Source organism: Barnesiella propionica, from assembly GCF_025567045.1.
GTDB classification, from domain to species: domain Bacteria; phylum Bacteroidota; class Bacteroidia; order Bacteroidales; family Barnesiellaceae; genus Barnesiella_B; species Barnesiella_B propionica.
In genome coordinates this window covers 486591-499675 of sequence record NZ_JAOQJK010000002.1, presented here as the reverse complement: position 1 = coordinate 499675, position 13085 = coordinate 486591, and the positions used below count along the sequence as shown (strand labels likewise).

The window sequence follows — 13085 nt, the reverse complement described above, 5'->3', positions numbered from 1 at the left end:
TAAATAATAATAGTGGCTGTTTTATGTTGAATCAGAATAAATAACCATCTTTGCAAAAAAATACATTACTATAAGAGTTAGATTATGCGTTTATCCGATTTGCAGACAGGCGACAGAGCGGTTATAATAAAGGTGCTGGGACATGGTGCTTTTCGTAAGCGGGTAATTGAGATGGGATTTGTAAAAGGCAAGACCGTTACGGTCGAACTTAATGCTCCGCTGAAAGACCCTATAAAATATAAAATTATGGATTATGAAGTTTCGCTTCGCAGGAGTGAAGCCTCCATGATCGAAGTAATGACTGCTGAAGAAGCTGAAGAAACATTGCCGGAGAACCGGCCTTATTCTGTAGATGAAAACGATCTGATAGAAAAGGCTGTTACTTCACGCAGCAGGACGATTAATATAGCATTGGTGGGGAATCCCAATTGTGGTAAAACTTCGTTGTTTAATGTGGCTTCGGGTGCTCATGAGCATGTTGGTAATTATAGTGGAGTGACAGTTGATGCCAAGAAAGGATATTTTTATTATAAAGATTATAAATTCAATATATTTGATCTGCCTGGAACTTATTCGTTGTCGGCTTATTCACCTGAAGAGTTGTATGTACGCCGGTATTTGAAAGATGAAACTCCCGATGTCATTGTGAATGTGGTCGTTGCATCCAATCTGGAACGGAACTTATATCTGACAACGGAACTCATAGACATGGATTACCGTATGGTGATAGCATTGAATATGTATGATGAGTTGGAACAAAGCGGAAGTAAGCTGGATTATAAACATCTGGGAAGCATGATCGGTATTCCTATCATACCTACGGTGTCACGAACGGGTAAAGGGGTGGATAACCTTTTCGATACGATTATAAATGTTTATGAAGGCCGGGATGCCACGGTACGCCATGTACACGTTAATTTGGGTAATACGATAGAATCCGGTATAAGTGTGTTGAAAGAAAGCCTTAAATCCGATGCCAGGATATCAAAACAATTCTCTCCTCGTTATCTGGCAATAAAGCTGATGGAAGGTGATAGTGAGGTAAAAGAAATGCTTAAACCGTCGGAAGATTATGAGAATTGGAAATTCATACGGGATAAAGAAGTAAAACGAATAGAATCGACTTTGAAAGAGGATATCGAGACGGCGATAGCAAATGAGAAATACGGATTCGTTTCCGGCGCATTGCGTGAGACTTTCGAGCCGGGTGATAAGGAAGAAGCGAAAACTACCCGTATTATAGATGCTTTCGTTACCAACCGGTTGTTCGGCTTTCCTATTTTTATATTTTTGATGTGGTTGATGTTCGAAGCGACATTTAAACTGGGAGCATATCCGATGGACTGGATAGAATCGGGGGTGTCCTGGTTATCAGGTCTTGTGCAGACTTTTATGCCTGATGGTTCGCTTAAGGACTTGCTGGTAGATGGCGTTTTAGGTGGAGTAGGAGGTGTAATCGTTTTTTTGCCCAATATTCTTATTCTCTATTTTTTTATATCGTTTATGGAAGATTCTGGCTATATGGCACGTGCCGCTTTTATTATGGACAGGATTATGCACCGCATCGGTTTGCACGGAAAATCCTTCATACCTTTAATCATGGGATTCGGATGTAATGTTCCTGCTATCATGGCGACCCGTACGATTGAAAGCCGCAGCAGCCGCTTGATTACGATGCTTATCAATCCGTTCATGTCCTGTAGTGCACGTCTGCCTATTTATATATTATTGGTAGGCACATTTTTCCCGAAACGAGCCAGCGTTGTATTTTTGGGATTGTATCTTTTAGGTATTCTTATAGCTGTTGTCTCGGCTAAATTATTGCGTAAGTTTCATTTTAAACGTGATGAAACACCATTTGTAATGGAATTGCCCCCTTACCGTATGCCTACGGTAAAAGCGACATTAAGGCATATGTGGGGAAAAGCAGAACAATATCTGAGAAAGATGGGAGGACTTATATTGGTTGCATCCATTATCGTTTGGTTCCTGAGCTATTATCCGCGCCATGAAGCTGCCGGAGAACGGGAACTGACAGAAAAAGAAATTGCAACACAACAACAGGAATCTTATCTGGGACGTGTGGGAAGCTTTATCGCTCCGGTGGTTGAGCCGCTCGGGTTTAACTGGAAGGTAAGTATAGCCCTCGTTTCGGGAACCGCTGCTAAAGAACTTATCGTAAGTACTATTGGTGTATTGTATTCCGAAAACGATCCGGATAATACGGCTAATTTATCACAGAAACTTACAGCACCTAATCCTCATACGGGAAAACCGGATTTTACTCCTGCTATTGCATTAAGCTTTATGGTATTTGTGTTATTGTATTTCCCTTGTCTGGCCACAGTTGCTGCAATTATACAGGAATCCGGCAGTTGGAAATGGGGTGCCTTTTCGGTATTATATAATACAGGAATAGCCTGGGGTGCTGCATTTATCGTTTATAGATTGTGTTTGTTATTTATATAAATAAAGGAAATGGAAAATAAAAGTATTGGCGGTAAATATAAGGAAGTAGGGTATGAAATAATAGAAGAGCTTCCTTTTGATAACATCAAAGAATTTATGATGAATTATACAATGAGAGATAAGCCTTATAAGGTATTTAATATATTCTTTTCTTTTTTATTGATAATAATTTCAGCAGCAGCTTTGGGGTATATGCTGGGACTATCAATAAATAATCCTTCTGTGTGGATAGACTTTGCTTTGTTTTTGTTAGTTATTGTGTGCGGCATTATTTTTCTTATACCCACACATGAGATTGTGCATTGGATCGTTTATAAGAATGAAGGTGCTGCCGATGTAAGATTTGGAGCTCAATGGAAACGATTTGTGTTCTATGCGGCTGCGCATGATTTTCCGGCAGATTATGTTAAATTTCGTCGGGTAGCATTAGCTCCTTTGTATATGTTGGGTATAATGTTAGGTTTGTTGATTTTATTTCCGCTGCCTTTATGGTTAAGGCTGTCTTGTATTGTACTGCTGATGTTTCATATTCTTTCCTGTACTGGGGATATTACCTTGCTGAGATACTTCAAACAATATAGAGGACGTGACGTTATAACTGTTGATGACATAGATAATAAAACCACTTATTTTATGGAGAAGTTAAGATGACGCCTTATATACAGAATATAATAATTATAATTATAGGTGTTTTGGTCGCCGCCTATGTGGTTCGGCGCGTTATCTTATTGATACGCAAACCTAAGTCACATAAAGGTCTTTGTTCTTGTTGTTCGGGTTGTAATATTCCCTGCAAAGAAAGGAAACAGGAATATATAATTCCAAAAGAAAAAAGTACGAAATAGTATTGCGGAATTAAAAAAATACATTACCTTTGCACTCGCAATCACAACCAAAGAATGGTTCCTTGGCCGAGTGGTTAGGCACCGGTCTGCAAAACCGTCTACAGCAGTTCGAATCTGCTAGGAACCTCGATTTATTAAAAGGCGTCAGTTAAAAGCTGACGCCTTTATTTTATAGCTTTTATTGACTTTTGTTTCAGGGACCTAAGGAAAAACTATTTCAAAAGCTGTAGTTTGGTTCTGATTTTGTAGAGGAATCAGAACCAAACTACAATTTCAATAATTCTTGCGGGGTATACGAATTTTAATATTATAAAATGTTATTACGCCTATTTTGATTTTTGCGGGCGATATTTATTCTTAAATTGCTTATGAATTCTGTAAAGTTTAAATTGAATAATGTGGTTGGGAAGTTTCAACAAATCAGCTATATCTTCAGTAATATATCCATTGAGAAAAAGTATGATTATTTTTTGCTCTTCTTCAGGTAGTGATGAAATTACTTGATGAATAAATTCTGTTTCATATATTATACAGGAATGATGATCGAAATGAATAAGAGAATGCATTTTTTCCTCATTATAAAATTCAATCATATGAATTATAGACTTGTCTGCAAATGTATTTTTTAAAATTCCGGGATATCGTTTCCTATAATGATGGTTATGGATAAACTTTCGTATATGGTGTAATGTTATACTAAACGACGAATAATGACATAAATGTCTCATGTGTGAATTTAATCTCATCACATAGTTTTTAATCAAATAAATATATAGAGCCTCCGCCGTTCTTTAGGGTGTAAAACATTTGAACGAGATACACAAATAAAATGTGCATCGGCGGAGGCTAACTGTTTTTACCTCTCACTCGACACATTTAATTGCGCATCTCAAATGTTTTACGATGCAAAAATACGTAATTTATTTCTATATGCAATTGTTTTTCATAGGAAAAACAATTTTAGCGAATGGTTTAACCTAAAGAATAGTATATCTACAAACCAATTACAGGCTCTAAAATAAGTGTATAGAAAAATGGCTCCAAAATATTTTACCTTTATTATTTTGATATTTTAAAATCTATAGATTATATAAATTTTATATATAATAATTTTATTAATTTAAATATTGATTGATAAATTAATTAAGTCATATTTTTTGTATTTATTAAAATATTGGTTATGTTTACAAAAAATAATTTATCACATATTACTATGAAATCACACTATGCTTCAATGATGAATAGATCAGTATTCTATTTATTAATTTTATTTATTTGTCTTTTGCCGGGTCATATAATGGCTCAAGTTAGTTATGGCGGAAAACCTTATTCATTTTTCGCTTCATTATCGCTTAAAGGCATTAAGTCCGAGAAAAAATATGTTGAGTCTTATAAGATAAAAGATCTTGATCTTAATGACATTAAAAAAGAATTAGACGATATAAAAAACTCGTGTAGCGGTTGTTATAATCAGTTTTATTATGGAAAAGAAGTAGTTGTTGATATTGACTTTTTTGATTTAGCGCAAGAATATGAAATTAATGACGGAAAAAAATTATGGTTGTTAAAACTTGAATCTGAAAAAGCAAAGGGTTATCAATTGATCTTCAGTAAATTTTGTATTCCCAAGGGAGGGAGCTTATTTATATATAATGAAGATAGATCTATGGTTTTAGGATCGTTTACTGATGAGAATAATAGAATAGATAGTACCTTTTTAACTCAAAATATAAATGGTAATAGTGTATATGTTGAATATACGGCTCCGGTCAATATGGAAAAAGCACAGTTATATATTAATAAAGTAGTCTATATATTTAGTGATTGTTTTATTGAATATAAAGGCCCTTTTAGTTCCGAAGGTTCTGCACAATGCCATATTAATACATCGTGCTTGAAAGATAATAAATTTGATATTGAAGTTAAATCGACGGTATTGATATTAGAAAGAGATCATTCCTATTCCGATTATTGGGGAGTATGTTCCGGAGTATTGGTGAATGATGGGAATAATTACGTATTTAATAAAAAACCGTTTCTTTTTACGGCAAATCATTGTTATGAGCATGAAAACGGAACATTATCGGATGTAAAGAATTGGCTTTTTCTTTTCAGGCATGAAGCGACCTCTTGCAACAGTGACGGTTCGGATATTAGCAAAAGTACGACAAAATCGGCATTAGGAGCAAGTATTTTATCAAGAAAAGATAATTTATCTTACAGCAATAATGATATTCTTCTTTTGGAATTAAATAATACGGTGAAAGATATATCTAAGTACGATGTAGCTTTTGCCGGATACGATTTTACCGAACTGTTTATCGAACCAGGCAATTCTTTGCGCCCTTTAGTAGGGATTCATCATCCTAAAGGTGATGTTAAGAAGGTATTTTTGAGTGAAAAAGCAGCCAAATCAGTTGGATGGAATGATGGAAACTTTATAAGTGGAAATGATCATTGGGAAGTGCTTTCTACTGCAGGCTTTAAAGCAGAAGAGGGATCATCAGGTTCACCTTTATTTAATTATAATCATAAAGTAATAGGGATATGTCGTGGCGGATATAAAACTCCTGTAAATTGTAATTCCAATAAAGACTTATTTCAGACTTTGTATAGTAAACTTTCTACAGCTAAAGATCTGCCTTTTATGACTAATTATTTATTTATAAATGATAGTGAGTCATATGTATATACTGATCCTGTAGATCCTTCAATTCCTGATGATAGAATGCAGTTAACGTTTACAATCTCTGGCAGGAACTTTGGTGATTATGATAGCGGAGATGATTACAGATTGAGGACTTATGATAATTTAACAATATCAGCTGCAGTTTCTAATTTACCTGTTGCAGGAGAGAATATAATGTGGAAATTTAAAGTAAATAAATTTCCTGACGATTGGATTAGAGGGCATTATTATTTTGAAGATGATACTGCTTCTGTTTATTGTTATACAAAGTATTCGAAAGTTTTGGATAGTCGTACAGCTTCTGTTTCATTTTTTAATTTGCTCGATCAGAGGTTTTCACTTACGCAAGAGGGATCGTATTTATTTACATTAGAAGTTTATATGGAATCCAATGGATATGAAAATCCGGTAATTAAAAAAACACAAAATTGGACTGTTCTTGATATTGATTATAAAATACCGTCTGAGTGTTTTAAAGTTACGAGCGAATTATACCAAAATAGAAAAAAATTTGCTCTTGGAGATACAGTCTGGATTAAAGAAAAAATAGATATGGTGACTGAAGATCATTCATATATTAAGCAGGGCTGTTATGATTACTATGTATATTGTTCTCCAGCATATAATTATAATTATTATCCACAAGAAGGTGTAGGGGCTTTACAATTTATGATGGATAAAATACTCTTAAAAGAAGAGAAATATAAGACTACATTTAAATATTCTGATATAGTTCCGGGCACATATTATACACCTAAAGGTTTTCGTGGATTTAAGCTAACTACTCCAGGAGTTCATACGATAAAAATAAAAGCTTACCCGGGTAGATATAATAGATGGGACTATGGTAAAAATTGTGTACGGATTGCTCCAACTTCTGGTACTGGTTTTAATGTAAATGGTGAAGGGAAAGTCGATTCTGAAGTAATAATTGTTGCAGATTGTGATGGTTCTTATAAAGGTTCTTCTTTATCTCCTTGTTATTTGGTGGAAAAAGATAATCTAAAGAATAATGTATTAAAAGAGGTAGGACTGGGGACGATTGATGTCGATTCCCTTATATTGAATTCTGGAGATTATCATCTGGAAGCCTATAAACAAATCATTTTAGGCCCAGGTACACATATTAAAAAAGGAGTGTCATTTCGTGCGGAAATTGTACCGTGTTCCGATAAATCTTTAGCTCCTCCGGCAAGTTTATTTAGCCTTGCGAGTTTAACACCGAAAATAGAAATGGATCCTGATATAAAAATTTATCCTAATCCAACGAATTCAATTGTGTATATTGCGGTTAAAAATGATATGATTGTAAGCGATGTTGAAGTCTTTAATATGGAAGGGCATTTAATGATGAGAAAACATATATTAGAACCTTATGAGATTGATATGTCTGGTTTTATCGATGGCTTATATTTTATAAAGATTTATTCGTCTTCCGGAATTTTTGGATATAGGGTTATACTGAAAAAGTAGAACTATATGAAAAAGGTTGTGTTTTTTTGATAATTTATTTTCTGGCTATTTTATCCACGATAACTGCGATAGCTCCGTCACCGGTAACGTTGCAGGCTGTTCCGAAACTATCCATCGCAATATATAATGCGATCATAAGTGCTTGTGTCGTTTCTCCGAAACCCAGCATGCTTTCTAAGAGCCCCAATGCCGCCATGATAGCTCCTCCCGGCACACCCGGGGCAGCTATCATGGTTATTCCCAGCATCATAATAAAACCACTGTAATTGAATATATCTATGGGCATTCCGCTCATAATCATGATGGCCATGGAACAGGCTACTATTTTCATCGTACTGCCTGATAAATGGATTGTAGCACATAACGGTATGACAAATGTTGCAATGTTCTCACTGACTCCGTTCTTTCTTGTTTGTGCCAAGGTGACAGGAATAGTTGCAGCGGATGATTGTGTACCCAGCGCGGTGGCGTATGCGGGCAGCATATTTTTTAGTAACCCGAACGGATTCTTTTTTCCTATAAGGCCCGCCATGAGGAATTGTATAAAAAGTAAAGCTATATGGAGTATAAAGATAACTATTATAACCCGCAGGAATAACAAGATAATGGGTAATACCGAACTGCTGACCGTCATATTCAGGAAAATGCCGAATATATGTAAAGGCAATAGGGGAATAATCACTTTGGCAATAAGGATAGTGATTATATCCCTGAAATCAAAACAGGCTTGTCTCAGTGTATTTCCTTTTATAAGCGATAGCCCCAGGCCGATACAAAAAGATAATAGCAATGCTGTCATAACCGGAACGGCAGCCGGCATATCTATGGAAAAGAATGGAGTTAATAATGTGTCTCCTGTTCCCCACGATGAATTGAGGTCTGTGTTTTCCGGTAATATTTTGGGAAATATAAAATCGCAGTTGAAATAAGTGAAGAAACCGGAGAACAGGGTAGAACCATATGCTATGACAGCGGTTATTAAAAGAAGTCGTCCGGCTCCTTTTCCCAGTTCCGCTATAGCCGGAGTAACTAATCCGATAATAATAAGAGGAATGATAAAGGTCAGGAAATTACCGAAAAGACTATTAAATGTAACGAAGATACGAGCCAAAGAAACAGGAATAAATTGTCCGAAAAAAATTCCGGCTAAAATGGCAATAATGACTTGAGCTAACAAGGGAAGTTTAAATTTTTTCATATAGATAGTTATTATCTTGTTTACAAATTTATTGAGAATCTTTTATTCAGATAAAAAATTATCAGGAAGTTTTATTTTTGCTTATAAAATTTATAGCCAGTTCGAAAGATATTTATTGTATTCGACCTGAATAAAGTGTAATTTTATCGGGTAGTTAAAGATTATTCCGTATTTAAAAAAAAATAAAAGGCCGGAATTAAACCGGGTCTTACTGATACTTGTTATTTTCTTAAATAAAGATTATATGTGCTTTCATAATTCTATGAATAAAAAAGCCAGAGAACTGGCTGAACGATATAAACGTTCCTTTGCTATGCCCGATTCGGATGAGGAGCAAATAACGGAGAATTACCATGTCACTGCTTTTACCAATCCAGATTATCCTGTCGTTACCGGAGATAAAAATATACAAGTGTTTAAATGGGGATTAATCCCTTTCTGGACAAAAACGAGGAATGATGCCGAAGAAATACGGAAGATGACTTATAATGCCAAAGCGGAGACATTATATGAAAAACCTTCTTTTCGTGAACCTGTGAAACGCCATCGTTGCCTGATTCCTTCTACCGGATATTTTGAGTGGCGTCATGAAGGGAATAGTAAAATTCCTTATTATATATTTCTCAAGGACGAGGATATATTTTCAATGGCTGGAATATATGATATTTGGGAAGATCCGAAGACCGGAGATCTCTTGCATACGTTTTCTATTATAACTACGACTGCCAATTCTTTAACGTCATATATACATAATACACAGGAACGAATGCCTGTAATTATTCCGGTTGGTGAAGAAGAACGGTGGTTGTCGGATTCTCTTTCAAAAGACGAAATAAATGCTTTTTTAAAACCGTATGATGCCGGTAAAATGGATGCGTATGTTATAGTCCGTAATTTTTTTAAAATGGACTCTCATGACAAGCATATCATAGATAAATATTTATGATTGCCGTATTTCTGGCTGGAATTTAGATTATGTTTTAGTTCTCTAAGTGAATTTTAGAATGGTATTCCTTAAGTGTCTGTGAACCGGATATATGAATGAAAAAAATTCCGGAATGACAACCGGAATTTTTTTAGTAATATGGATAATATCAGTCTAATTCCACAATTGTTATTCCGGCCCCGCCGAATTGTACATGTTCGTCGCGGAAAGATCTTATTCCAGGGAGAGTGTGCAGATACTGGCGTATTGCCTGCCTTAAAGCTCCTGTTCCTGTTCCGTGTAAAATACGTACACGGGAGCTATTCACCTGGATAGCATCGTCAATAAAGTAAGTAACGGCTTGCAATGCTTCGTCCGCCCTCATTCCTCTTACATCCAGTTCTTGCCTGAAATTAAGTTGTTTTTCTCTCATGTGTTCGGTAGTTTGAGAACTAACAAAAGTCGCTTTGGTATTATTTTCCCGTTTTATCTGGTTGCGGCTTACTTTTTCAAGTCTCTCTGCTTTTACGGTGGATTTGATCATTCCGAAAGCAACCTGCACCTCTTTGTCATCGACGGCTATAACTTCACCAACGGATGTTTGTCCTTTTAACCTTACGGCATCACCAATTTCAATAACTTCGGGTTTGAATATTTTTTTCTCTTTGTGTTTACTCTGCTGTTTCTTTTTTTCTTCCCGCTCCTTTATTTTTTGTATTTTACGCGTTATTTTATCATCAGTAGTAATGATCTGTTCACTCCCCACCGAGTTTTTGAATTCGTCCAGTTGACGGCGTATTTCCCGTGTTTTTTCTTTTTCGGCCTGTGCTTCTTTTATCTGCCGGATGGTATTTTCTATGCGGGCGTTCGCTTCGGACAAAATATGTTCTGCCTGAGATTTAGCTTGCAATATCCACTCTTTTCTTTGTTTTTCCAGAGCTTTTATATCATTTTCGTAACGTTCTGTTATCTCCTCCAGCTTCTTTTCTTTTTGCCGTATACCCTGCCGTTTACTTTCCCAGTAGCGTTTATCCCTTACAATATCCTGTAAATATTTGTCCATGTCGATATAATCGGAACCTACTTTTTGAGAGGCATCCGATATTACATCTTCCGGAAGCCCTATTTTCCGGGCAATCTCTATGGCGAAAGAACTACCTGGATTTCCGATAGATAGTTTGAATAATGGTTGCATTAAATGCCGGTCATATAACATTGCACCGTTAATGATACCGTCCGTATCTTCCGCGAAATGTTTCAGGTTATGATAATGCGTAGTGATTACGCCGTACGATTTTCGCCTGTTGAACCGGTCGAGCAGGGCTTCTGCTATAGCTCCTCCTATCTGTGGTTCCGTTCCTCCTCCGAATTCGTCGATAAGCAGAATGGAGGAATCATTACAATTACGAACGAAATATTTCATGTTCGTAAGATGAGAACTATAAGTACTCAGATCGTTTTCAATGGACTGTTCGTCCCCGATATCAATAAATATATCTCTGAAAATACCGGTGCGTGAATTATCATATACAGGGATAAGAAGTCCGCTTTGTAGCATGTATTGGAGTAACCCGACTGTTTTTAGACATACAGATTTGCCTCCGGCATTAGGCCCTGATATCAGTAAAATGCGGTTCTTGTCATCCAGTGATATATCCAGAGGTATTACCTGCTTTTGTTGTTTTTGCAGGGACAAGAATAACAAAGGATGAATAGCGTGAAACCAGTCTATCTGCCTGCAATTCTCAAAAACGGGTAATGTGCTGTTCGTTTCTTTTGCAAATAATGCTTTGGCACGGATAAAGTCTATTTCGGCCATAAACTCATAAGAACAGATAATCTTATCGGCTTCCGGACGGAGAAGCCCGGCAAAGTCGGAAAGTATACGGATAATTTCCCTTCGTTCCTCACTTTCCAGTTCACGTACACGATTATTCGCCTCTACGACTTCGGCAGGTTCAATAAACACCGTTTTACCGCTGGCCGATTCATCATGGACTATTCCTTTGATTTTTCGCTTGAATGATGGGGCAACAGGGATGACCAAGCGTCCGTCTCGCATAGTAGGTGTTACATCCTTATCTACAAAACCTTCACTTTGAGCTACCCGTAGAATAGAATTCAAATTGCGGGAAATGCCGGATAAGGTAGAAGATATGCTATTGCGTATGTGTGCCAGTTCGGCAGATGCATTATCTTTTACTCGTCCGAATTTATCAAGGATACTGTCAATACGCGATATCAGTTGAGGAAATACAGCCACATCTCCGGCTAATTCGGATAGATATGGATATATGGGTTCTTCATCTCCCTCTTTGTTGTTTTTGAAGAAACGGACAATGGCTTGTATCGTCTCTAAAGAACGTCTCAGGTCGAATAGTTCTTGCTCCGTCAAATATGTACCTTCCACCCGTATACGTTTGAGTGCCGGACGTACATCAAAGAAATAGTTTACGGGAAATTCGTCATCTTCATCCAGGATGCGGACGAATTCGTTTGTTTGATATAATAATTTTTTAATGGAATCATAATCAAACAGGAAGCTCATTTCATCGGTACGTTCTGTACCCAGGGAACTCAGACATTTTTCCTTGACTAATTGACGGACTTTGTCAAAACCTATTTTTTGTTCGAAATTCTGCGGATATATCACAGGTAATCAAATTTTAAAATAACGTGCAAAGATAATAAAAAGAAACCGGATGTAAAACAAGCTGAATCTGGTGAACAAAAATAGGACCGGGAATGTATTTAAGGCAAAAAGAAAAAGTCTATGGAGAAAGATTATTATAGCATGGGAACAACTGCGGACCGTACACAGGCCGCGGATCAAAGAAAATTTATGATATGGGTGTACCGATGGATGTTTTTAGGGTTGGTAATGACCTCTCTTGTTGCCTGGGTTGTTTTTTCCAATAAGAATTGGCTGGCATATATAACTCAAAGTTCAGGATTATTTTTCGGTATTATTATAGCAGAGTTGATAGTTGTATTCGTCCTCTCGTTCAATATCATGAAAATGAGCGTGACGACTGCGATTTCCATGTTCTTGTTCTATTCGGTTTTGAATGGTGTTGTCGTATCGTCGGTCGTGGCTGTTTATACGGCGGCTTCGGTGGGATACGCTTTATTTATCGCAGCCCTCATGTTCGGTATTATGAGTGTTTATGGATATTTTACAAAAAGTGACCTGACTCGTATGGGAAATTTGCTGAGTATGGGGCTAATCGGGTTGTTGATAGCTTTTGTAGTGAATATGATTTGGTTCAATAGTACTGTTTACTGGGTAATCTCTTTTTTAGGAGTATTAATTTTTGTAGGTCTTACTGCTTATGATACGCAAAGATTAAAACAAATAGGAGAGATGAGTGGCAGTTTGGATAATAATTATATGAAGATAGGTGTGATGGGAGCACTTACACTCTATCTCGATTTTATAAATATATTCTTTTTATTATTGGGAATGAGTGGAAAACGTTCGTAAAT

Annotated in this window: 7 protein-coding genes and 1 tRNA gene; 6 read left to right on the top strand and 2 right to left on the bottom strand. The window is 36.4% G+C overall.

Features of this window, described 5'->3' with window-relative positions:
* The first annotated feature begins 84 nt into the window (after positions 1-84).
* The 4 genes from feoB (at position 85) to OCV73_RS04570 (ending at position 7476) form a co-directional block, all read left to right on the top strand.
* On the top strand, positions 85-2469 hold the full coding sequence (gene feoB, locus OCV73_RS04585) for a ferrous iron transport protein B (RefSeq protein WP_147549540.1): 2385 nt from the start codon (positions 85-87) through the stop codon (positions 2467-2469).
* 9 nt (positions 2470-2478) lie between these two features.
* Entirely contained in the window at positions 2479-3120 is a 642-nt protein-coding gene (locus OCV73_RS04580) for a metalloprotease family protein (protein ID WP_147549537.1), read from the top strand.
* A 250-nt stretch (positions 3121-3370) separates the two neighbouring features.
* Positions 3371-3441 (top strand) — tRNA-Cys (locus tag OCV73_RS04575).
* A 1053-nt stretch (positions 3442-4494) separates the two neighbouring features.
* A complete protein-coding gene (locus OCV73_RS04570) occupies positions 4495-7476 on the top strand; it encodes a T9SS type A sorting domain-containing protein (RefSeq protein WP_147549534.1) in 2982 nt (993 codons plus the stop codon).
* A gap of 34 nt (positions 7477-7510) precedes the next feature.
* On the opposite strand, the gene OCV73_RS04565 is transcribed toward OCV73_RS04570, so the two are convergent.
* A complete protein-coding gene (locus tag OCV73_RS04565; protein ID WP_147549531.1) occupies positions 7511-8674 on the bottom strand; it encodes a dicarboxylate/amino acid:cation symporter in 1164 nt (387 codons plus the stop codon).
* Positions 8675-8918: 244 nt separating this feature from the next.
* On the opposite strand from OCV73_RS04565, the gene OCV73_RS04560 reads away from it, so the two are divergent.
* Complete coding sequence (locus tag OCV73_RS04560; protein ID WP_147549528.1) at positions 8919-9620, top strand: SOS response-associated peptidase; 702 nt, start codon at positions 8919-8921, stop codon at positions 9618-9620.
* Positions 9621-9768: 148 nt separating this feature from the next.
* On the opposite strand, the gene OCV73_RS04555 is transcribed toward OCV73_RS04560, so the two are convergent.
* Positions 9769-12252 carry an endonuclease MutS2 gene (locus OCV73_RS04555; RefSeq protein ID WP_147549525.1) on the bottom strand — a complete coding sequence of 828 codons (2484 nt, stop codon included), beginning with the start codon at positions 12250-12252 and terminating at the stop codon, positions 9769-9771.
* A 120-nt stretch (positions 12253-12372) separates the two neighbouring features.
* Between OCV73_RS04555 and OCV73_RS04550 the strand changes: the two genes are divergently transcribed.
* Positions 12373-13083 (top strand): Bax inhibitor-1/YccA family protein, encoded by a 711-nt coding sequence (locus tag OCV73_RS04550; protein ID WP_147549522.1) that lies wholly within the window; start codon positions 12373-12375, stop codon positions 13081-13083.
* Positions 13084-13085: the final 2 nt, after the last annotated feature.